This is a genomic window from Rhodanobacter sp. T12-5 (assembly GCF_008329435.1).
Taxonomy (GTDB): domain Bacteria; phylum Pseudomonadota; class Gammaproteobacteria; order Xanthomonadales; family Rhodanobacteraceae; genus Rhodanobacter.
This window is the reverse complement of the sequence record NZ_NPKN01000005.1, coordinates 61,302-83,976: the sequence shown is the minus strand read 5'-3', so window position 1 is coordinate 83,976 and position 22,675 is coordinate 61,302. Positions and strand designations below refer to the sequence as shown.

Below are 22,675 nucleotides of genomic sequence, written 5' to 3'. Positions count from 1 at the left end.
CACAAGCGACGCATACGGACGTACGTCGACACTACAGCAGGAACCCGAGGCCCGGTCGGCAACGACCGGGCCTTCCTGTTTCCATGCCAAAGGGCATCTGTCCGCCCGTCGCACCGGCGCGGTAAGGTGTCTGTTTCCCCGCTGAAGGATGCGAACGATGCTTCGAGCCATCTCCCTGCTGCCGGCTGCCTTGCTGGCCATCGCCGGCACTGCCCAGGCGGCGCAAGCGCCCGTCACGCCCCACGAGCAACCGGCGCTGCACGCACTGGCCAATGCGCCCAGCGAGGCGGAACTTCGCGCCACGATCACCCGCCTGGTCGGCTTCGGCACCCGCCACACCCTGTCCGACACGACATCGAACACGCGCGGCATCGGTGCGGCGCGGCGCTGGGTGAAGTCGCGCTTCGAAACGATCGCGCATGACTGCGGCGGCTGCATCGAGGTGATCACCCCGTCGCAGATGTTCACCGGCAAGCGCGCACCGAAACCGACCGAGGTGATGGACGTGGTCGCGATCAAGCGCGGCAAGCGCGATCCGGATCGCGTCATCGTGATGACCGGCCATCTCGATTCGCGCGTCACTGACGTGATGAACGCCACCAGCGACGCGCCCGGCGCGAACGACGATGCCTCCGGCGTCGCCGCGCTGATCGAGGCAGCGCGGCTGCTGTCGAAGCAGGACAACGACGCCACCCTGGTGTTCGCCGCGCTGTCCGGCGAGGAACAGGGCCTGTACGGCGGCAAGGTGCTGGCCGACTACGCGGTGGCGCACGGCTGGCAGGTCGAGGCCGATCTCAACAACGACATCGTCGGCAACAGCCACGGCCAGAACGGCGTGATCGACAACACCACCGTGCGGGTGTTCTCCGAAGGTACCAAGAGCAACGAGAGCGTGGCGCAGGCGAACTACCGCCGCTATCACGGCGGCGAAGTGGACTCGCCCTCGCGCAATCTCGCCCGCTATATCGATCGCGTCGCCGACACCTATCTGCCCGACTTCCGCGTGCACATGGTCTACCGTACCGACCGTTACAGCCGTGGCGGCGACCAGGTGCCGTTCCTCGAGGCCGGCTATCCGGCGGTGCGCGTCACCGAAGCGCACGAGAACTACACGCGCCAGCATCAGGACCTGCGCACCGAACATGGTGTGCACTACGGCGACACCATCGACGGCATCGACTTCCGCTATCTCGCCCGCGTCACCGCGTTGAACACGTTGACCATGGCATCGCTGAGCCGTGCGCCGGCGCCGCCTACCGGCGTCGACAGCAAGGGTGCGCTGGCCACCGACACCACGCTGACCTGGCACAAGGTGCCGGGCGCCGCGGGATATCGCGTGCATTGGCGCGAGACCACCGCGCCCCAATGGCAGCACGAGCTCGCGGTCGGCGATGTCGACCGGGCCGTGGTGAAAGACGTGGTGATCGACGACTGGTTCTTCGGCGTCTCGGCGGTCTCGGCCGATGGCTACGAAAGCCCGGTGGTATTCCCCGGTTACGCCGGCAGCTTCGAACGCTCGCCGGCAGAAGCCGCCACCAGCGCCAAACCCTGAAGGGCGACCGACGCGGGTCGTGCCGACCCGCGTCAATCCAGCCGCACGCCGAGCAGGCCGAACCGGCGCAGGCCATCGGCGCTGGGACGCAGCGCGCGACCGGGCGGCAACCGGCGCAACCAGCCGGCATCGAACATCGCGGTAGTCAGCGCCACGCCGAGCGGACCGCCCAGGTGCATGCGCCGCTCGGTCCAGTCCAGGCAGCTGCGGCCGTACAGCGCCGGCACGCCGGCCAGCGGCAGTCCGCTGGCGGCGAGCGCATCGGCACCGTGCGGCAACAGCTGCAGGCCGCGCGAGCCGGTACGCAGCCAGCCGTGCTGCAACAACGCGCTGCAGAATGCCACGCCCAGCGTTCCGGCCAGATGCCGGTAACAGCAGCGCGCCCGCTGCAGTTGTGCATCCCCTTTTTTCGGCAGCGCGCACGGGAGCGGTGCGCGGGCGAGTGTCAGCGACTCCAGCATCGCCGCAACGCGCTCATCGGCCAGCCGGTAATAGCGATGCCGGCCCTGCACATGCAGCGCCAGCAGGCCACCGTCGAGCAGCCGGCGCAGATGCGCGCTGGCAGTAGCCGCACCGATGCCGGCCAGCTGTGCCAGTTCGCCGGCTGGACGCGCGGTGCCATCGGCCAGCGCCAGCAGCATCGCCGTGCGCGCCGGTTCGGCAAGCAGGCTGCCCAGTTCGGCGAGCTGGTAGCGATTGAGTGCAGCGTCGTCGTTCATGCGCGCAGTCTAGCCAGCCGGGCTGCCGGATGCTTCGCCGTGCGACGAAGCACGAGCATCCCGATCGACGTGGCTGCAGGGGTGGCTCAGCGCTCGAACAACGCCAGTTCGGGCCGGTGCAGGCTGAAGCCCTGCACGCTGTTGACGCCCAGCGCGGTCAGCGCCGCCACGGTCTCGACATCGGTCACCCATTCGGCCACCACCTCCAGTCCGAGCCGATGGCCGATGTCGGTGACCGCGCGCACCATCACGTGGCTGACCGGATCGGTGAGCATGTCGCGGATGAAGCTGCCGTCGATCTTGATGATGTCCAGCGGCAGGTTCTTCAGATAGGTGAAGGACGACATGCCTGCGCCGAAATCGTCCAGCGCGATCTTGCAGCCGACCGCGCGCAGGCGTTCCATGAAGCGCGCGACCTGCGACAGGTTGCGCACCGCGACGGTTTCGGTGATCTCGAAACACACTTGCGACGGCGCCACCTGGTGGCGTCGCATCAACTCGATGATCAGCTCGGCGAGCGCATCGTCCTCGACGCTGGCCCCGGACAGGTTGATCGCCACCAGGGGCACTTCACTGCCGGCCGGATGCAGGTGGTCGAAATTCGCCAGCGCGGTCTCGATCACCCAGCGGTCGATCACCGGCATCAGGCCATAGCGCTCGGCCGCAGGCATGAACACGCCCGGCGCCAGCAGCTGGCCGAATTCATCGCGAAAGCGCAACAGCAACTCGATGCCGGCCGGGCTGCCGCCTGCCTGCAGCGGCAGCGGCCACACCTCCTGATAAGTCAGCCTGAGGCGGTGCTCGTCGATCGCCCAGCGCAACCGGTTGGCCCACTCCATCTCGCTGCGCCGCGTGGCCGTCTTGGCGTCCGCATCGGAATAGAAATGCACGCGATTGCGACCGAGCTCCTTGGCCATGTAGCAGGCAGCATCGGCGTGCGCGAGCAGATCCCGCACGGTGGCACCGGGATGATCGATCAGCACGCCGCCGATGCTGGCACTGATCGTGTAGCTGCGTTTCTCCCAGATGAACACGTAACCGTCGATGCAACACCGTACCCTCTCTGCAAGGGACTGCGCGTCGGCAAGGTCATCCACGCCAGTGGCCAGCACGCCAAACTCGTCGCCACCCAGCCGGGCCAGCACGTCGCCCGCGCCCAGATTCCTGCGCATGACGATCGCCAGCTGGGCCAGCAACTGGTCGCCGGCGAGATGACCGGAGGTATCGTTGATCAGCTTGAATTGATCGAGATCGACGTATAGCAGGAGCACCGGCGCAGTACTCTCGCCGATGGCCTGCAAGGCACCTTGCAGGCGGCGCTCGAATTCGCGCCGGTTGTAGAGCTCGGTCAACGCATCATGGCTGGCCTGATAGCCCAGCTGCTCGGTCAACTCGCGCTGCTCGGTGATGTCGCTGGCAACCATCAACAACTTGCCGCGCCCTCCGAGGATGACTCGCGAAATCGCCGCGCTGGCCCAGAATTTTCCGCCTTCGCCGTTGCGCAACAGCGCCTCGACGCGGCTGCAGCCCTGGCCGGCCGGGTCCTGCAGACGCATCTGCAGGGCCGGATCCTCGAACACCTCCGGCAGATGCTGCTCGCCGATGTGCGCACCCAGCCGCTCGCGCGAGGCCTGGTTGGCGTAGGTGATCAGACCGTTCTCCGCATCGGCGAGCAGCACCATCGCCGGCAGCAACTCGTTCAATGCGCGGAAGCGCTCCTCGCTTTCGCGATACTGGCGGCTCATGCGCCAGCCCAGCTCCAGCGCACGCTGACGCGTGAAAGCCACGGAGAACACCAGCAGCGCCAGCAGCAAGCTCGCCAGCAGACCGGCCGGCACGGTCGACTCGGCCCACGTGATGGCGCTCGCATCCGTCGTGTACGGCTGCATCCGCATCTGCCACACGCGCCCGCCGTAATCGAGACTGTGCTGAAAACGGTAACCGCTCGCCGGCATCGCCACACCCGGTCGCGAGTCATACAGCGGCACCGGCCTGCCATCGGTGATGTCGCTGATTCTCAGGTGCAGAAGCCTTCGTGCATCGTCCGGCACGGCACTGCCGATCAGGCCGCTGACCCGGAAAGACAATGCCAGCGAGCCGCGCATCCGCGACCGACGCTCGGCGATGGTCGGCGGTGGCGAGCCGGAGCTGTAAACCGCCAACCGAAAGGTCACCCCATCAATGGCCGACGTCGGGCCGGCCTGTTGCAGCAGATGAAAAGGTGCCGACAACGTGGCGCGATCGCTGTCGCGCGATGCCATCAGCGCGGCAAGGTTGTTCGGCTGCGCCTCCACCTCCAGCCCCACCACCGCTTCGTTGCCGGCCAGCGGCTCGACCCAGCGGGTGACGTAATGCTCCCCGTCCGGTCGCAACTCGCGCCGCACATAGGCCAGCGCGACCAGGCTGGGAAACTGCGCGCGCGGCCTCAGGTTGACGTAGAAGTCGTGAAATTCCGCCGGAGTGACTTCGTCGGATGCAAGGAACAGGGTCTGTGCCGCACGCAGCAACAATTCGGCCGAATGCAACTGCGCCAGTACCGCGGCATAACTCTTGTTGGCCAGCTGGTTGCGGACGAAATCCTGTTCGGCCTGCTGTCGTTGCAGTTGCTGCCAATGCACGATCACGGTCAGCGCTAGCCCGAGCAGCAGCGCCAGCAGGCTCCACAGATAAGCCGTCAGCTTGCGTGGCAAGGAGGACGGGACTTCGCTATCCATGCCACGGCGGCCCGCCCCTGCGGCAGGGGGAGCAGCGCCGGAATCCTTGGTTGCTCGCAAGAAAACTCCCCACATGCTTGATGAGTTCGGCCGCATGGACGACAACCCTTGCGGACACTATCCGGCAGCCGCACCGGCCAGGTCAAACAGACCGCGCGACCCCAGCGGTTTCAGCGTCGTTCGCGCGGTTTCGCGCGGTGCGTCGCCATGGCCGTCCACGGATCGTCCGGCCATGGATGGCGCGGGTAACGACCCTTCAATTCGCGCCGAACCTCCGGATAGGTCCGCTCCCAGAAACCTTTCAGATCCTGCGTGACCTGGATCGGCCGGCCGGCCGGCGAAAGCAGGTGCAACGTGACCGGAATGCGTCCGCCACCGATGCGCGGCGTGTCGGCGAGGCCGAACAGTTCCTGCAGCTTGACCGCCAGCACCGGCGGTTCGCCGTTCGCATACTCCAGTTGTCGGCGCTGGCCGCTCGGCACGACGAGACTTTCCGGCGCCTGCGTGTCGAGCAGGCGGCGCTGCTCATGATCGAACCGCCTCGCCAGTGCCTGCGACAGGGTGTCCGCATCCAGCTCATCGAGTCGATGCATGCCGTCCAGGCAGGGTGCCAACCAGTCGTCCAGCGATGCCAGCAGCGCTGCGTCGGAGACGTCCGCCAGCCCCAGCTCCGGCATCCATGCACGCAACGCCTGCATGCGCGCGCGCAATCGCCGCGCATGGCCGCTCCACGGCAGCACGTCGATGCCGCGGGCCCGCACTGCGGCAAGCAGCGCAGGCAGTGCGTCCTGCGCGTTCACCGGCACGCTGCGGCGATCCAGCACGATCGCGCCGAAGCGCTGCTCGTCGAACGCTTCCACCGCGCCGCGCTGATCGTTCCAGCGCAACGTGCGTTCGCGCGTGAACTGCGCCGGATAATCGCGCTCCAGTGCATCCGGATCGAGTGGCGCAGCCGCGAAGATCAGGCTGTCGCGGGCTTCGTGGCGAAGATCCAGCGCGACCAGCCACGGCTCGCCGTGCAGCGCGGTGTTCTCGTGCAGGCGCGCACCACGACCGTTGGCCAGCGTGTAGCGCAGCGGATTGTTGTCATCGCGGCGGGCGACGCGATCGGGAAAGGCGTGCAGCAGCAGTTCGCCTACGGCATGACCGTTCGGCACGCCACTGGCGGCGGTACGGACGTCCAGACGTCTGCGCCAGCCCTTGCTGGCCTGCTCGATCGCGGCCAGCGCACCGGTATCGACTTCGCCACGTGCCAGCGCGCCGCGCCGGTCGCGCCATGCATGCAGCGCCATCACCCGCACGCGGAAATCGTCACTGCGCGCCTGCGTTCCGCGCAACGGCGAACGCGCCTCCATCAACGCCAGCAGGTCGGCGATCAGCGCATGCAGTTCGATGGGTGCACGCAGGGCCGCGGCGGCCAGGCGCGGGCTGGCACCGAGCTCCAGCATCCGGCGACCCAGCGCGGTGATCCGGCCATCGCTGCCGAGCGCGCCGAGCCGACCCAGCAGGTCGCGCGCCTGCGCCAGAGCGCCGGCCGGCGGCGGATCGAGCCAGCGCATGCCATCGGCGCTGCTCTGGGTGACACCCCATGCGGCGAGTTCCAGGGCCAGCGCGGAGAGTTCGACCTGGCCGATCTCCGCCGTGCGCGCCGCCTCCAGCCGCTTGCTTTGCGGCCACAGCCGATACGCCGTGCCCGCCGCTACGCGACCGGCGCGGCCGGCGCGCTGGTCGGCCGAGGCCTGCGAGATGGCGACCGTCTCCAGCCGGGTGAAGCCGGAATTCGGATCGAACCGTGGCTCGCGCGCAAGACCGGCATCGATCACGGCGCGGATGCCCGGCAGGGTGATGCTGGACTCGGCCACGTTGGTCGCCAGCACGATACGCCGGGTGCCCGGCTCGGCGGGCGCCAGCGCGGCCTGCTGCTCGGCCAGCGAGAGTTCCCCGTGCAGCGCCAGCACCTCGACGTCATCGCGGACCAGCGTCTGCGCCAGCACCGCCTGCACGCGCGCGATCTCGCGCCGACCGGGCAGGAAGGCCAGCACGTCGCCGTCATTTTCATCCAGCGCCTGGCGCGCGACGCGGGCGAGCTGGTGCTCGATGCTTTCCTGCGTGCGCGCCGGCGGATGCTCGATGCGCACCGGGAAGCTGCGCCCAGGGCTGGACAGCCGCGGCGCGTCCAGCCATCGCGCGATGCGCTCGCCGTCGAGCGTGGCCGACATCAGCAGCAGACGCAGGTCCGGTCGCAGCGTGCCCTGCACGTCCAGCGCCAACGCGGCGCCGAGGTCGCCGGCCAGGTGACGCTCGTGGAATTCGTCGAACACGATGGCGCCGATCCCGGCCAGCTCCGGATCGTGCTGGATCAGCCGGGTCAGGATGCCTTCGGTGACCACCTCGATCCGGGTCGCCGCACTCACTTTCGATTCGAAGCGGATCCGGTAACCGACGGTTTGCCCGACCACCTCGCCCAACTGCTGCGCCATGAATTGCGCGGCGGCGCGCGCCGCGATCCGGCGCGGCTCCAGCATCACGATCTTGTGGCCGGCCAGCCAGTCGGCGTCGAGCAGGGCCAGCGGTACCTGGGTGGTCTTGCCGGCACCGGGCGGCGCCTCCAGCACCAGCCGTGGATGGGCGGCGAGCGAGGCACGGATCTGCGGCAGCAGCGGCGTGATCGGGAAAACGGGCGGGGCTGAAGTCATTCGCGCGAATGATAACGGCTGCCGCCTCGACCGGCCCTCGGTGGCCCTCCATGGCCGCGCTTGCCCTTGCTTCGCTACGGCTGCGTTGCCGGCAGCCGACACTCGGCTTGTCGCTTGCGCGCCGCCTCGACACCCTTCTGATCGTTCGCATGCTTGCGCACCTCGATGACGACCTGCCAGTTGCGTTCGCACATGCCGCCCTGACGCGCACCCTGCTGCCACGATTTCATCGCCAGATCTTCTGCCGTCGCATAGTCGGCCTTGGCCAGCGCGATCTCGGCGTGCTGGTGCAACTGGTCCGGCCAGCTCGGCATGGCCGGCGACGTTGTGGCCGGCGGCACCGCTGTTTCAGGGGTCAGCGTGGCGGCCTTGCCGTTGCCGGCAGCGGCACGCAGCGGCGCCAGCGACTCGAACTTCTCCTGGTAGTCGTCGGTGACCTGTTTCGCATCCGCGCCGCCGCGGATCACCCGCGGCGTGATCAGCACGATCAGCTCGGTGCGATTGCGGCTGCGATTGGTGCTGCCGAACAGCCGGCCCAGGACGGGGATGCGGTTGAGCCCCGGAATGCCGGTGTCGGTATTGCCTTCGTCCTGCTGGATCAGGCCACCCAACAGCACGGTCTGGCCACTCTGCACGGCGACCTGGGTGGCCAGCTCGCGCTTGGAAATGGTCCGGTTGCCGTTGACCAGCGGCACCGCGTTGTTCGGCTGGCTGACCTGCTGGCTGATGTTCATGTAGACCAGGCCGCCGGGATTGATCCGCGGTTGCACGTTGAGGATCACGCCGGTGTCGAGGTACTCGACCTGGCTGAAGCTGGTGGTGTTGCCGATGCCGGTGTTGACGCTGGTCTGGTTGACCGGGATGCGGTCGCCCACCTGGATGTGCGCGTTCTGGTTGTTCATCACCACCATCGACGGCGCCGACAGCGTCTTGGTGTTGCCGCTGGTTTCCATCGCGCGCACGGCAACCTGCAGGTTGCTGTTGAGGAAGGAATAGAAGAACGGCTCGCCGCCGAACGCGTTGCCGCCCTGGCCCAGGCCGACCTGGCGATGCCGGTAAGGTTCGCCGGGGACAAAATTGCCATCGGCGGGACTGCCGGTACTGCCGGTCAGGCCCTCGAGGTACCACTGCACGCCGAACTGGAATTCGCCGGTGAGCCTGACTTCGAGGATGCGGGTCTCGATCTGTACCTGCAGCGGCACGTTGTCGAGCTTGTGGATCGCACCCTTGATCTCCTCCCATTGCGAGGGCCGTGCGCGCACCAGCAACTGATTGCTGCCGTCGACCGAACTGATCCGCACGCTGCCGTCGCTGGAGGTGTATTGCTGCTCGTTCGGAGCGTTGCTGCCGGTGCCGGCGGCACCATTGCCGAACGCAGGCATGTTGCTGCCGAAGCTGCCGGCCGAACTGCCCTCGCGGTTGTCCGCGCCGGTGGTGCCCAGGCCCGCGTTCGCGCCGGATCCATTGCCCGCGCCAAATGCCCCGCTGTCGCGCGAGGCTTCGGCCGGACTGCCGAAGCTGCCGGCGGTGCTGCCCATGCTGGTCGCCCCGTTGGCGTTGTCGGCGCTGCCCAGCGTGCCGCCGCCCAGTCCCGGCCCGACCTGGCCGCCATTGTCGCCGCCGGTTCCGGCGCTGTTGGTGTAGATCTGCGCCAGGTACCTGGCCAGGTCCGATGCCTTGATGTTGCGCACGTCATACACGAACAGTTGCGGCTCGTTGCCGCCGCCGCGATCGATCTTGGTGATCCAGTCGCCCACTTCCTGCAGATATTCCGGCTGGGTGCTGATCACCACGATCGCATTGGTCCGCTCGATCGGAATGAAACGCAGCATGCCGGCCAGCGGGGTGTCGCCGTGCACGCCGAACATGCCGTCGAGCTTCGGCATCAGCTCGCCGACGTTCGCGTACTGCAGGTTGAACACGCCCACCGACATGCCGCGCAGCCAGTCGACGTCGAAGGTGCGCACCATGCTCTGGTAGTTCGCCAGTTCCTGCGGCGTGCCGGACATCACCAGCAGGTTGCGTGCCGGGTCCACCAGCAGCACCGAATCGGCGCGCGCGAACGGCTTGATCAGTTTCTGCATCTCGGTGGCGGAGATGTAGCGCAGCGGGAACAGCCGCGCCTGCATGCCGCCCTTGGGCGCCGCGGCGCCCAGGCTGGGCACCATGTTGCCGGCCACCGCGTCCTTGGTAGGCATCACCACGTAGCCGCCGTCGCGCTGCACCAGCGCGTTGTTGGTCCACGACAACAGCGTTTCCAGGATCGGCAGCGCCTGGCTGGAATCCACCGGCTCGGAGGTGGAGAAGGAGATGTTGCCCTGCACGCCCGGCACGATGGTGTAGTTCTGCTTGAGCAGATCGCCGAGGATCGCCTTGACCACCGCCTGCACCGGCTGGTTCTCGAAATTGAAGGTGACCGCGCCGCCGCCGCTGGCCGCCGGGCGCGGCTTGATCAGCGCGCCGGGCCGGATGAACTGGCCGCTGCCGTGGCTGATTTCCTTGGCGGTGGTCTCGGTGGGCGCGGTGGCGTTGTTGTTCAGCGGCAACAGCGCGGGCACCGGGTTTCGGGTGCCGGCCATCGCCTCGCGCTGCAATGCACCATCGTCGTGCGGCTGCGGCAGGCTGGCGCAACCGGCCATGCACACGACCACGGCAAGCGTGATGGTGCGCAGGACTTGCGGGTAAAGGGTGCGGAACATGGCTCAATGATCTCCTTTGCGGGCGGCGGCGGCGCGTTCAGCCCGACGTTTCTGGATGTTCTTGCGCAACCGCTCGACGGCCGATTCGCGGGCATGCTCGGGCCTCGCCCGTTGCTGCGGCGTGACCGTGGGCGGCGCGATGATTTCGCTGCCGGAAAGCACCGGCGGCCTGCGTGCCTCGTCGGCCTCCGGCTCGTCAGCGCCGGGGCTCAGCAGTTCGTCGGCGTGCGGTCCTTCGGGCCGGCTCACGTCGATCGGCGCGCCGGCAGGCAGCTTCAACTCGGAGCGCCCTGCCGACGAATCGAACAGCGCCGAACGCGGATGGACTTCCACCAGCGTCACGCTGCCGTCGGGCAACGATTCGCCTTCGCGCAGTCGCACCTGCTTGTCGCCGTTGCGGTCGTGCAGCAAGGCCATGCGCAGGCTGGGGGTGAGGATGATGCCGGTCAGATCGAGATCGCCCAGGCTGCTGCCACCATCGGCAGCGCGTGCCACCGGCTTGCGCTCGGGGTTGAACAGCGGCTTCTGCCAGACCAGCGCAAACTGCTGCAACGGCACCGGCCTGGGCAGGGCATCGGATTTGCCGGCCGGCGGCAGCGGGGCCAGCGCCCGCGGCGGATTCCAGTGAGCCGTGGCACCGATGCCGAGCAGCAACATCAGCAGCACGGCGCCCAGCAGCACGGCGATCGCTGCCAGGATCGGGGTCAGTTGACGCTGGTTGGCGGCGTTCATGGCGTGCCTCCGGCGGCATCGGTCGATGCGGCAGCGGCTGTCGTCGACCGGGCACGTGGCGGGCGCACATAGCCGGACACGGTGAACTGCACTTCCAGCGAGGCGGCGTGGTTCTGCTGCGCGGCCACCGGGTTGCGATAGATGCTGAGGTCGTCGATGAACAGGTAGGGCGTGCCTTGTTCCAGCGCCTGCAATACGGCGGCCAGCGTCTGGATGTCGCAACTCAGGCTGATGCTCACCGCCGCCTGGCGGTAGGGTTCGCCGGGCGTGGGTGGCGGACTGGGCAAGGGCATCTTCTGGCTCACGGTGCAGCTGCCGCCGCCGGTGTTGGCGGCGACCACGTCGACCACGCGCTGCATCAAATCGGCCGCGGCGGTGTTCGGATCATCCGCGGCGAGGAACGCGCTGCTGGCGGCCTGGCCGGCACCGAGCGCGGCGATGCGCTGCTGCAGCGCCGGCTTCTCGGCGATCGCCGCCGCATAGCGGCTGTGCGTATCGCGCAAGTCGGCCATCTCGCTGCGGATCTGCTGCAGCGGCGCCACGAACCACCAGTGCAGCAATACGAAATAGCCCAGCAGCAGCACCAGCAACAAGAGCCCGATCGCCGCTATGCGACTGTCGCGCGGATTGAGTGCGGCCATCTTCATGGCGTGTCCCCGTCGTCCGTCGATGCCGCCGCCGCAGGCGGCTTTTTCGCCTTGCCGGCGGCCGGTTCGTTGACCCGCGCGGTGAGGTAGAAGCGCTCCTTGCCGGTGGTGGGATCAGGCTGGATGCTGCCCTGGAAACTGGCATCGGTGATCAGGCGCGAGTCCTTCAGCGTGTCGAGCAGTTTGGCCGCCTGTTTACTTTGTCCCTGGAAGCCGATCTGGCCCGTATTGTCGACGCTGAAGCGCTCCAGCCAGGCGCTGTCGGGCAGGCGTGCGGTGGTCTCCTGCAGCAGGGCGAGCATGCTTACGGTGTTCTTCTTGCGCTCGGCCAGGAAACCGGCGGCACCGGCGTTGTCCTGCAATTGCTGACGCAACGCAGCGACCTGCTGCGCCTCGCCGCCCATCGCCGCGACCTCGCTTCGCATCTGGACGAGCGCCAGTTGCCGGTTGTGCCGCCACTCGCCGAGCACCAGTGCCAGCAGCAGCACGCAGGCGGCGGCCAGCGCCAGGTTCAGGCGTCGACGCGGATGTGTGCGGCGCGGGATCTGTTCCGGCGGCAACAGGTTGACGCCGAGGCGCGCGTCCGCCACTGCCAGATCCACCGCATCGACCGCAATGCCCTGGTTACGCAGATTGGCCAGCAGCGGATCGACCGTGTCGCGCTTGACCACCACCAGCTCCGCATGGAAGCGGCCCGCCGGTGCCGGCGTGGTCAGCTCGCGCGCGGCGTAATACACCTGCGCCACGCTGAAGGGCGTCTGCCGATCCATCTCGAAGGCGGCAACCTGCTGCAGGTTGTCGCGGGCGGCCAGCGGCAAGGCCAGCGTTCGCCGCAGAACGACGGCGGACGGCAGCAGCAGCGCCAGCCGCCGATCTTCCCGATCCACATGGCGCCATGCAGCTTCCAGCACCGCCGATTGCAGGTGGCCATCGGACGTGCGGATGTCGCCGCCAACGGCATCGACCGGGTCGCTCCAGCTCGCCAGCAATTCGCTGTGGCCGCTGCGGCGCAAGCGCCACAGCCCGTCGACATGTTGCAGCAGATGCCAATCGGCACCACTGCCGAACCAGCCACGCCAGCGCACCGGCAGCAGGTTGCGCAGTTCGCCGCCCCACCAGTCGAGGAACCCCGGCAATGGCGAAGCACGCCAGCCGCGACGCAGACGGTCAACCCATGGCCGCCATGGCTGCATCACCGTACTCATTCCGCCGTTCCCTCCCGCCAGCGCAGTACCGCATAGGATTGTGCCTGCCCCGACTGCAGGCGAACCGTGACGCGCAGGACGGCACGGGTGCCGTCGGCCAGCGTGGCCTCCGACCGGATACTGTGCGTCGTGCCGTTATTGAGGATCAGGCTCGGATCGTTCGCGTGCTTGATCCGTGCGGCCTCGATCGCCTCGCGTTGCTGGGTCGTCATTCCCGGGATCGCGGCCAGCGCCAGCGGCGGCGCCATGTCCGGATCCGGACTCGTGCTGCCCGACCAGATCGTGATCACGCCCGCCAGTTGCCGGTACAGCGCCGGGGTCATGCCCAGTACCATCTGCAACTCCTCGACACTGGCAAACGGCGCGTTGCGCGGACCGTAGTCGCGTCCGGCCGCGGCATATGCCTCGCGGCCACTGTCGGCCGCGCCCACCAGGTTGACCGGGTTGCGCCAATCCACCACGCGGCCGGCCAGTATCTGTGCCTGTGCCTGCGGCATCCCGGCGGCCTGGAACAGGGCTTGCAGCACTTCGGGCGAGGCGGTGTTGAGATCGACCTTGCCGCCTTCGTCGACCGATGACAGCAGCACCGTGGCGTCGCCGTAATGGAACGTATAGGTTCGCCCGTCGCCGATCCAGCGCTGTTTCGCCTGCGGATCCTGCAAGCCATACACCGCCCGCATCACGCCGGCCTCGGCCGCGTAATGCGCCTGGGTCTGGGCAAAGTCGTAGCGTGCCTGCAGGCCCTCGGTGCGCGCCAGCGCGGCATAGCCGCCAAGCAGGATCGCCAGCAGCGTGCAGGCCCACAGCACCAGCAGCAACGCCACTCCGCGCTGTCCGGACCGTCGGGACAGGCACCGCCTCATCGCGCACCTCCCGCGCCAAGGCCCATCCGCGACAGACCATTCGCACCGGCGTTGTTCACCGGATTCAGGCGCAATGGAACCTGCATCTGCGGCCAGTCCTGGTCGCCCCGTGCATGCAGATCGATGCGCACCAATTGCGGCAGCAGTCGACCATCGGCCCACGCGGCGGACCACGGCACCGCGCGGCCCCGCAGATCGGTGCCGCGATAAGTGAAGCCGCCGCTGCCGATGTGATCGAGCAGTACCTGCGGATCGCCCAGCGGGACCGGGGCCTCCTCGTCGTTCGGCGGCAGCAGGGCCAGGCTCAACTCCAGACGCAGACCGCCGTGGCCGTCATCGACCAGTTGCAGTTGCTGCAACTGCGGCCCGAGTTTGCCGAGATAGCCGGGCAAGGGCGCGACGTAGCGCATCTCGCGCGCGGTGCCGACAAAATAGACCGGCTCGCCCGCGGCCGTGTGATCGATAGGCTGGAGGAGGCTTTGCGAAAGTTCGCGCCGTATGAACTGCTGGGCCGATCGGATCTGATCGATCCGATCGATCGCGGCGGTACCCGATTGCACGCTGCGGGAGGCGGTGCGGATGCCCGAGTACACCCCGACCAGCAGCAACGCCAGCAGGACCAGCGAGGCCAGTACCTCCAGCAGGGTGAAACCGGCGGCCCGTTTCATCGGGCTGCCTGCGAATCGTCGAGCTGGGCGCCGCCGACCTGTGGCCCACCCAGTCGCAGGGTGCGGAAATGTGCCGAGCGCGGATGCGCCGTCGGCCCCCACAGCACGTCCAGGTCCAGCTGGTACAGATGCAGTGGTGCGTTCGGTGCGGCGATCCCCGCACCGTTCCACGGGGTGACCTCGAGTTGCCAGCGAAATTGCCGGTCGAACCGGCCCGAGCTGCTGCCCGGTTTGACCGGCTCGCCCACGAACGCGCTGTCGAGCAGGCTGCGCGCCCACATCGCCGCCTCGCTGTGTTCGGCGGCGTTGTGGGTCAGGCTGATCGACGCACCAGCCACCTTCATCAACGCGGTGAACGCGATCGCCAGCAGCATGATCGCGGCGATCACTTCGAGCAGGCTGAAGCCGCTTTGCTGCCGGGAATGGGAAATCGGGAATGGGGAATGGCAAAAGCGGGCGGCCGGCGCTGACGCGCCTTGCCGAATCCCCATTCCCGAATCCCGATTCCCGGCTTTCATCGGACTGCAACCGTGTCGACCACGCGCACTTCGCCGGTCAGCCATGACACATTGACATGCCACTGGCGCTTGCCGCTCTGCAGCGTGATCCGCCCGCCGGTCGAGCTGCCGTCAGGGAAAAACCGGATGCGCCCGGTATGGTCGTTGGGTTGATCCGCCTGCGCGCTGGTGATGCTCACGCGCAGGCCTTTGGGCAGGCGCACGTCTTTCTGCCTTACGCTGCGATAGCTGTTCGCGCTGGTATCGACGTCGAAGTTCTGTTCCTTCCCGCGCACGATCGCCTGCGCGCGGGTGGCCCGCAACGCACCGGCCAGTTCGCTGCTGGCGGCGCGCACACGCGCGCTGGCCAGGCCCTGGGTCACCGACACCGACACCGCCGCCACCGCAATGCCGATCAACAGAATCACCGCCAGCATTTCCAGCAGGGTGAAGCCGTTGGCGCGCGAAGCGTGCCCGCGATTCGGGATTCGGGATGGCGGATTCGCAAAAGCGAACGGCTGGCGCAGATGCGCCTTGCCGAATCCCCCATCCCGAATCCCGAATCCAGGCTTCATTGCCAATTACCCACGTCCTTGCTGTAGCCGTCGCCGCCCGGCTTGCCGTCCTGGCCGTAGAAGATCAGGTCGAAACTGCCGTGCTGGCCCGGATACTGGTAGCCGAAGTCGTGCCGCCACGGATCTTTCAGATCGGATTCCTTCGCGTACGGCCCCTGCCAGTTCGGCGCATTGGCCGGCTTCACCGCCAGCCCTTCCAGTTGCTGCGGCGGCGAGCCGTTGTCGAGCGAATAGTTCTCGATCTTCTGGCTCAGCGTCATCAACTGCGCCTTGCCGGCACCGTACTTGCCCTTGTCCACGTTCTTGCCGACCTGGGTCACCACCACCGCACCGATGATGCCGATCAGCACGATCACTGCCAGCATTTCCAGCAGGGTGAAGCCGCGGGCGCGCGAAGCTCGCCCGAGATCAGGGATTCGGGATGGGGGATTCGGCAAGGCGCCTCTGCGCCAGCCGCTCGCTTTTGCGAATTCCGAATCCCGAATTCCGGATCGCATTGAGTGTTCAATCATGAATATCTCCAAGTTTCACTGGATGTTGCTGGTCAGACTCAAAAGCGGCAGCAGGATCGCCGCCATGATGATGGCCACCATCACCGTCATCACGATGGTCAGCGCCGGAACCAGCGCGGCCAACAGACGGTCGATCGCTCGTTTGGACTCAAGTTCAAATGTATCGGCCACTTTCAGCAGCATGGTGTCGAGCTGGCCGGCTTCCTCGCCGACCTGCACCATCTGCATCGCCAGTCGCGGGAAAAGCTTCGACTGGCCTAGCGCGAAACTCAGTCCGGCGCCGCCCTTGACCTGCTCATGCGCCGCGTCCAGTGCGGTGTCCAGAGCGAGATTGCCGGTGACCTGGCGCGCGATGGTCAGTGCGCTCAACAGCGGTACGCCGTTCTTCAGCAAGGTGCCGAGAGTGCGCGCGATTCGCGCAGTCTCCACCTTCAGCAGCAGCGGGCCGACCAGGCGCAGCCGCAGCAGCCGGGCGTGCCAGGCCAGCCGCGCGGCCGGGTCGCGCAGGCGCGCGCGCCAGACGAACCAGCCGCCGGCGAGCAGCAGCAGGATCAGCCACCACCATGCCTGCAACGTGTTGCCGACCACCAGCACCGCCTGCGTGATCCACGGGATCGGCACCTGCATGTCTTCGAAGATCGGCACGAATTGCGGCACCACGTACGCCAGCAGCAGCACCAGCGAACCGAGCACGCCGACCATCAGAAAGGCCGGATAGATCAGCGCATTGACGATGCTGCCGCGCATCGCCTGCGCGCGTTCCAGGTAGTCCGCGAGCCGGCGCAGGGTTTCCTCCAGCGAACCGCCCGCCTCGCCGGCCCGCACCAGGCTGACGTACAGCTTGGGAAACACGCCATGTTCCTCGTCCAGTGCCGACGACAGGGTGTTGCCGCCGCGCACGCGATCGCGCACGCGCTCCACCAGCTTCTTCGCGTGCTCGCCTTCGGGCAGGTCGAGCAGGATGCTGAGCGCGCGATCCAGCGGCTGGCCGGCGCCGAGCAGGGTGGCAAGCTGGTGGGTGAACTGGGCCAGCTGGTCGCCGGTGAACGGACCGCGCTTGAACAGCGCCGCGAAGCCGCTTCCGCCACCGACACCATCGGCCGGCCGCGCGTCCAGCGGCGTATGGCCCTGGTCCTGCAGCCGCGCGATCACCTCTTCGGCGTTGGCGGCCTCCATCTGCCCCTGCAACGCCTCGCCGACGTCGCTGATCGCCTTGTAACGGAACTGTGCCACGTCAACTGTCCTGCGTGACGCGCAGGACCTCCTCCAGCGTGGTGACACCGGCGACCGCCTTGGCGATGCCGTCCTCGTACATGGTGCGCATGCCTTCGGCGCGCGCCTGCTTCTCGATCTCGCCTGCATCGGCACGCTGCATGACCAGCCGGCGCAGCGGGTCGCTCATGGTCAGGAATTCCATGATCGCGCGGCGACCGTGGTAGCCGCTGGGATTGGCCGCGCTGCTGCCGGGTTTCCACAGTCGGATCGGCCGCTCGTCGGTGTACTTCTCCAGCTCGAATTGTGCGATCACCTCGGGCAGCGCCTCGTACGGGATCGCCGTTTCCGGGTCGAGCCGGCGCACCAGCCGCTGCGCCAGGATGCCGTTGATGGTCGAGCCGAGCAGGTAATCCTCCACCCCCATGTCGAGCAGGCGCGTGATGCCGCCGGCAGCGCTGTTGGTGTGCAACGTGGACAGCACCAGGTGGCCGGTGAGCGCGGACTGGATCGCGATGCGGCAGGTCTCCAGGTCGCGCATTTCGCCGATCATGATCACGTCCGGGTCCTGGCGCATGATCGAGCGCAGCGCGCCTGAGAAATCCAGCCCGATCTGCGGCTTCACCTGGATCTGGTTGATGCCTTCGAGCTGGTATTCGACCGGGTCCTCGACGGTGATGATCTTCACGTCGTTGGTGTTGATCTGCGACAGCGCGGTGTACAGCGTGGTGGTCTTGCCCGAACCGGTCGGGCCGGTGACCAACAGGATGCCATGCGGCTTTTCCAGCACGTCGATGAAACGTTGCTGGAAGCTGTCGGTGAAGCCGAGCGAGGCGAAGTCGAACACCACCGACTCGCGATCCAGGATGCGCATCACCACCGACTCCCCGAAGCTGGTCGGCACGGTGGACACGCGAAGATCCAGTTCCTTGCCCTGCACGCGCAACTGGATGCGGCCGTCCTGCGGCAGCCGGCGTTCGGCAATATTGAGCCGCGCCATGATCTTCACGCGCGAGATCACCGCCGCCGTCGATGACGATGGCGGCGCTTCCACTTCGTGCAACACGCCGTCGATGCGATAACGCACCTTCAGGCGATTCTCGAACGGTTCGACATGCACGTCCGAAGCGCGCTGCTCCACCGCGCGTTGAAGGATGAGGTTCACCAGCCGGATGACCGGTGCCTCGGAGGCAAGATCGCGCAGATGCTCGACGTCGTCCTCTTCGGCGGCGCTGCCGTCGAGGTTCTCGACAATCGTACCCATCGCCGAGCGGCCGGTGCCGTAATAACGTTCGATCAACCCGTCGATTTCCGAGCGCAAGCCGACCCGCAATGCGACCGGCCGCCCCGCGGCCAATTCGACCGCCTGCAACGGATACGGATCGGCGGGATCGGCGACGATCAGCGTCAGGCCGTGTTCATCGTCCTGAACCGGCACCACATGCTGCTGCTTGAGAAAGCGTAGCGACACGTCGAGATCGGCCGGCGGCAGCTCCGGCGCATCGCGCGCGGACAGCAGCGGCACCTGCAGCAATTCGGCCCAGGCCTCGGCCAGGTCACGCTCGGACACCAGGCCGAGCCGCGCCATCAGCGTGGTCAGCGTGCCTTCGACCGACTCCTCGTGCAGACGCCGCGCTCGCCCGAGATCGCTGTCCTTGAGGCGACCACGCGCAACCAGCCATGCACAGACGTCCCCCTCGCGATCGTCCACTGTTTCGCGCGTCGTGCTGATCACCGGCTCGATGGCTGCCGACATTCACCTACCTCACTCGGGTTAATGGCCTGTTCGGCGCCCCCCGACGCAGATTGGCAATAGCTATTGGTATCACATCCCGCCGGCTACAAGCGAGCGCCACGCGGGACGATTCTGAACGAATCTTTCCCGATCGGCCGAAAACACATTCTGTTGACAGAAACCGATACTTGAGTGCCGTTTCCTGTCGATTTGACAAGCCTGTCTGCCACGCAAAGCGATACCGCGCCGGCGTACCGGACGGTGAACGCCGCGCCAACGATCTGCCGCCTTGCTCCCCTTTCGAATCATTCGCGACATCGGCATTCGCACGCACGCCGATCACCGAGGATGGACGCTGCCGCTCTCTCCCCGGAGAGTCGGCAAGCGGCCGAAACTACTGACGGCGCCGAGTGGCTGTCAATGGGAATAATTCCGATACGCCATTCCAAAGTTGACGATGCGCCTGCGACAATCACCGCTTTTGCGGGCTCGCCATGCAGCTTATCGATATAGGCGCCAATCTCGGTCATGAATCGTTCCGGCACGATCTGGCCGATGTGATTCGGCGCGCGGCGGAGCATGGCGTCAACCGCATGCTGGTGACCGGCGCATCGCGTGCCGACAGCGAACATGCGCTGGCGCTGGCGCGCGCCCATCCGGACGTGCTGCGCGCGACCGCCGGCGTGCATCCGCATCATGCGATCGATTACGACGATGCCACCGACGCACTTCTGCGCGAGCTTGCACGGCAGCCGGAAGTGCGTGCGGTCGGTGAGACCGGGCTGGATTACAACCGCAACTATTCGCCGCGCGACGTGCAACTGCAGGCATTCGAGCGCCAGTTGCAGATCGCGGTGGAAGTGCAGAAGCCGCTGTTCCTGCATCAGCGCGACGCGCACCACGATTTCGTCGCGTTGCTGCGGCGCTATCGCGATCGCATTCCCGCCGCGGTGGTGCACTGCTTCACCGACACCGCGGCGGCCTTGCACGATTACCTCGAGCTGGATTGCCACATCGGCATCACCGGCTGGATCTGCGACGAACGCCGCGGCTCCCACTTGCGTGAACTGGTGCGCGAGATCCCGGCGAACCGCCTGATGATCGAAACCGACGCACCCTACCTGCTGCCACGCACGGTACGTCCGCAGCCGGCCCACCGACGCAACGAACCGATGTACCTCAAGCACATCTGCGAGGAGATTGCGCGCGATCGCGGCGAGCCGGCCGAGGTGACCGCGGCGAACAGCACGGCGACGGCCGAGGCATTTTTTGGTTTGCCCGCGCGCACGTAGGAACGCATCCCGGATCAAGCCTGGTGGCGCGCGCTCCTACATCGGGACGATGCGCGACTCGCCCGGGGCCAGCCCATCCAGCGCATACCCGCCGATGCGCACGCGGATCAGGCGCAAGGTCGGAAAACCGACCGCCGCGGTCATCCGACGCACCTGGCGGTTGCGGCCTTCGCTCAGGGTCAGGCTGAGCCAGCTGGTGGGAATGCTCTTGCGATAGCGTACTGGCGGATCGCGTGGCCACAGCCATTCCGGTTCTGTGGCAAAAGCAGCGTCAGCCGGCAGGGTCGGACCATCGTTCAACACCACGCCACGACGCAGCGCCCGCAATGCCGCCTCATCGATCTCGCCCTCGACCTGCGCCAGATAGGTCTTGGCCTGTTTGTGCCGGGGATCGGTGACTCGATGCGACAGCCGACCGTCGTCGGTCAGCAGCAGAAGTCCCTCGCTGTCATGATCCAGACGTCCAGCCGCATAGACGTCTTTTTGCCGTATGAATTCGGCCAGCGTGCGGCGACCGTCCGTGTCGGTGAACTGACACAGCACGCCGTACGGTTTGTTGAAGGCGATCAGCATCGTGCCACGTTCGAATCAGGGCGTGGTCGAAGCGGCCGGTGCCGCCGGCTTGGTGAAGCGCAAGGTCATCCGGTCGGACTCGCCGATCGCCAGATATTTCGACCGATCCTGCTCACCCAGGGTCAAGGTGGGCGGCAGCGTCCAGACGCCCTTCGGGTAGTCCCTGGTGTCCTTTGGATTGGCGTTGATCTCGCTGCTTTCGTCCAGCGTGAAACCCGCCTCGGTCGCCAGCTTCACCACGTAACGGGTGGGCAGGTAGCCGCTGCCCTTCACCGACTCGAGCGAGGCGCCCTCGTCGGCGCGGTGGTCGACCACGCCGAGCACGCCGCCGGGCCGCAGCACCGCGAAGAACGCCTTGAACATCGCCGGGGCGGTATCGGCCATGACCCAGTTGTGCACGTTGCGGAAGGTCAGCACCAGGTCGGCCGAGTCGGGCGGGCCGAACACCGGTGCCTTCGGATCGAATTCGACGATGCGGGCGTTGCCGTAGTGCGCCGGATCGGCGGCGAATTTCCTGCGCAAGGCACTGTCGTCGCTGCGCGCCTCGCTGTCGGCGGTCGGCATCTTCTCCGCGGCGATGTAATGTCCGTCGTCGTGCAGCAGCGGCGCCAGGATTTCGGCATACCAGCCGCCGCCGGGGGTGATCTCGATCACCGTCCGGTCCGGCCGCACGCCGAAGAACTGCAGGGTGGCCTTGGGGTGGCGATAGACGTCGCGGGCGCGATTCTTCGGCGCGCGCCAGTCACCGGCCAGGATGCTGTCCAGCTGGCTGGAGGTGAAGTCGCTGGCGCTGGTCGGCGGCACCAGCATGTCGGTCGGCTGGTCCGGCTCGGTCGATGCGGCCGGTGTCGCCTGCGCGCCGGCCACGCCCGGCAGGCTCAGCCACGCTGCCAACAGCAGCGCCACGCCAAAACGAGCCTTTGCCATCCGTGTTTCTTTCCAGCTGTTCATCGAATACTCCTGTGCGTGTGGACGTCCGGACTTGTGCCATGTGTCGACGAGGTTGTGCGGGATCGACAGCGGCCTCAGAACGGTCGCGGGCACACCGACTGCAGGCCGTCGATATGCTCGTGCAGATCCGATGCGATGCCCTGCCACATCGGATCGAGGATGAAGTCGATGCCTTCGTAGCGGGCCAGCTTCGCGGCCGGGATGAAATCCGCGTCGCCGGCGACCAGGATGATCTGGTCGACCAGCTTCTTGTAGGTCAGCGCGGCGATGTCGATGCCGATCTTCATGTCGACCTGGGTCTGGCGCATGTCCGGCTCGAAATGCTCGTCGCCCAGATCGTCCCAGTGCAGACTGCCCTCGCGCAACTGCTGGTAGGCGTTGCGCTTCAACTGCCACTCGCCGCGCTCGGCCAGCCGGCCCAGCCGCAGCGCCATCTTGCGCTGGCGGCGCAACTGGTCATGCAGCTCGCGGCGGAAGGCCGCGGCACTGGTACGGCCGAAGTCGATGCTGTCGCCGCTGATCGGCTTGGTGAAGCTCTTCTCCAGTGGCGGGCAATCGTAGAAATAGATCCGGTACAACTGCTCGCGCGGACGATCGACCGCCTTCAGGTGTTCCAGCGCCATGCCGAACACGGTTTTCGCCACCGCGCGCGCATCACCGGCGTCGCGCTCGCCATAGACCTTGCGGTAGCGCGCGAGGAAAAAGGCGCCGTCGACGAGGATGGCGGTGCGGTTCATTGGACGACCTTATGGATGAACGGAGTTGAAAAAAGAATGAATGCCGCCGGGAAGAATGGGGCCGACCGCATATGCCCATTCTACTTTGGGAGCGGC

At 67.0% G+C, this 22,675-nt stretch carries 19 protein-coding genes; 2 read left to right on the top strand and 17 right to left on the bottom strand.

What is annotated here, in order from left to right:
- Window positions 1-157 precede the first annotated feature (157 nt).
- Window positions 158-1,552, top strand: coding sequence for a M20/M25/M40 family metallo-hydrolase (locus CIW53_RS11455; RefSeq protein WP_149364858.1), 1,395 nt, complete (start codon window positions 158-160; stop codon window positions 1,550-1,552).
- A gap of 32 nt (window positions 1,553-1,584) precedes the next feature.
- Here CIW53_RS11455 and CIW53_RS11450 read toward each other — a convergent pair whose 3' ends face one another.
- The 14 genes from CIW53_RS11450 to gspE all read right to left on the bottom strand — a co-directional run bounded on the left by CIW53_RS11450 (window position 1,585) and on the right by gspE (window position 19,047).
- The gene (locus tag CIW53_RS11450; RefSeq protein WP_149364857.1) at window positions 1,585-2,271 is read right to left on the bottom strand and encodes a helix-turn-helix transcriptional regulator; all 687 of its coding nucleotides are present in this window, start codon (window positions 2,269-2,271) and stop codon (window positions 1,585-1,587) included.
- Between the two features lie 86 nt (window positions 2,272-2,357).
- Window positions 2,358-4,985, bottom strand: coding sequence for an EAL domain-containing protein (locus CIW53_RS11445; protein WP_149364856.1), 2,628 nt, complete (start codon window positions 4,983-4,985; stop codon window positions 2,358-2,360).
- Window positions 4,986-5,155: 170 nt separating this feature from the next.
- On the bottom strand, window positions 5,156-7,681 hold the full coding sequence (gene hrpB, locus CIW53_RS11440) for an ATP-dependent helicase HrpB (RefSeq protein WP_149364855.1): 2,526 nt from the start codon (window positions 7,679-7,681) through the stop codon (window positions 5,156-5,158).
- Window positions 7,682-7,755: 74 nt separating this feature from the next.
- Complete coding sequence (gene gspD / locus CIW53_RS11435; RefSeq protein ID WP_149364854.1) at window positions 7,756-10,380, bottom strand: type II secretion system secretin GspD; 2,625 nt, start codon at window positions 10,378-10,380, stop codon at window positions 7,756-7,758.
- Between the two features lie 3 nt (window positions 10,381-10,383).
- A complete protein-coding gene (locus CIW53_RS11430; protein ID WP_149364853.1) occupies window positions 10,384-11,112 on the bottom strand; it encodes a general secretion pathway protein GspN in 729 nt (242 codons plus the stop codon).
- Complete coding sequence (gene gspM, locus CIW53_RS11425) at window positions 11,109-11,759, bottom strand: type II secretion system protein GspM (protein ID WP_149364852.1); 651 nt, start codon at window positions 11,757-11,759, stop codon at window positions 11,109-11,111. The genes CIW53_RS11430 and gspM overlap by 4 nt, the downstream gene beginning before the upstream one ends.
- Window positions 11,756-12,964, bottom strand: a complete 1,209-nt coding sequence (locus CIW53_RS11420; protein WP_149364851.1) for a PilN domain-containing protein — start codon at window positions 12,962-12,964, stop codon at window positions 11,756-11,758. The genes gspM and CIW53_RS11420 overlap by 4 nt, the downstream gene beginning before the upstream one ends.
- Window positions 12,961-13,788 (bottom strand): type II secretion system protein GspK, encoded by an 828-nt coding sequence (locus tag CIW53_RS11415; protein ID WP_343192316.1) that lies wholly within the window; start codon window positions 13,786-13,788, stop codon window positions 12,961-12,963. Before CIW53_RS11415 ends, CIW53_RS11420 begins: the two co-directional genes overlap by 4 nt.
- Window positions 13,789-13,823: 35 nt before the next feature.
- Complete coding sequence (locus CIW53_RS11410) at window positions 13,824-14,495, bottom strand: prepilin-type N-terminal cleavage/methylation domain-containing protein (RefSeq protein ID WP_149364849.1); 672 nt, start codon at window positions 14,493-14,495, stop codon at window positions 13,824-13,826.
- Window positions 14,492-14,986 carry a prepilin-type N-terminal cleavage/methylation domain-containing protein gene (locus CIW53_RS11405; RefSeq protein WP_242451872.1) on the bottom strand — a complete coding sequence of 165 codons (495 nt, stop codon included), beginning with the start codon at window positions 14,984-14,986 and terminating at the stop codon, window positions 14,492-14,494. The genes CIW53_RS11410 and CIW53_RS11405 overlap by 4 nt, the downstream gene beginning before the upstream one ends.
- Window positions 14,987-15,009: 23 nt before the next feature.
- Window positions 15,010-15,480: a GspH/FimT family pseudopilin gene (locus CIW53_RS11400; protein ID WP_277949637.1), complete on the bottom strand. Its 471-nt coding sequence runs from the start codon at window positions 15,478-15,480 to the stop codon at window positions 15,010-15,012.
- An 83-nt stretch (window positions 15,481-15,563) separates the two neighbouring features.
- Window positions 15,564-15,983, bottom strand: a complete 420-nt coding sequence (gene gspG / locus CIW53_RS11395; protein WP_149365038.1) for a type II secretion system major pseudopilin GspG — start codon at window positions 15,981-15,983, stop codon at window positions 15,564-15,566.
- 111 nt (window positions 15,984-16,094) lie between these two features.
- Window positions 16,095-17,312 (bottom strand): type II secretion system inner membrane protein GspF, encoded by a 1,218-nt coding sequence (gene gspF, locus CIW53_RS11390; RefSeq protein ID WP_149364847.1) that lies wholly within the window; start codon window positions 17,310-17,312, stop codon window positions 16,095-16,097.
- A gap of 1 nt (window position 17,313) precedes the next feature.
- On the bottom strand, window positions 17,314-19,047 hold the full coding sequence (gene gspE / locus CIW53_RS11385; protein WP_149364846.1) for a type II secretion system ATPase GspE: 1,734 nt from the start codon (window positions 19,045-19,047) through the stop codon (window positions 17,314-17,316).
- A 473-nt stretch (window positions 19,048-19,520) separates the two neighbouring features.
- Here gspE and CIW53_RS11380 point away from each other — a divergent pair, with 473 nt between their 5' ends.
- Entirely contained in the window at window positions 19,521-20,318 is a 798-nt protein-coding gene (locus CIW53_RS11380; protein ID WP_149364845.1) for a TatD family hydrolase, read from the top strand.
- 36 nt (window positions 20,319-20,354) lie between these two features.
- Here CIW53_RS11380 and CIW53_RS11375 read toward each other — a convergent pair whose 3' ends face one another.
- The 3 genes from CIW53_RS11375 to CIW53_RS11365 all read right to left on the bottom strand — a co-directional run bounded on the left by CIW53_RS11375 (window position 20,355) and on the right by CIW53_RS11365 (window position 22,579).
- Window positions 20,355-20,891 carry an rRNA large subunit pseudouridine synthase E gene (locus tag CIW53_RS11375; protein WP_149364844.1) on the bottom strand — a complete coding sequence of 179 codons (537 nt, stop codon included), beginning with the start codon at window positions 20,889-20,891 and terminating at the stop codon, window positions 20,355-20,357.
- A 15-nt stretch (window positions 20,892-20,906) separates the two neighbouring features.
- Entirely contained in the window at window positions 20,907-21,842 is a 936-nt protein-coding gene (locus CIW53_RS11370; protein ID WP_149364843.1) for a class I SAM-dependent methyltransferase, read from the bottom strand.
- Between the two features lie 74 nt (window positions 21,843-21,916).
- Window positions 21,917-22,579, bottom strand: a complete 663-nt coding sequence (locus CIW53_RS11365) for an NYN domain-containing protein (protein ID WP_149364842.1) — start codon at window positions 22,577-22,579, stop codon at window positions 21,917-21,919.
- Window positions 22,580-22,675: the final 96 nt, after the last annotated feature.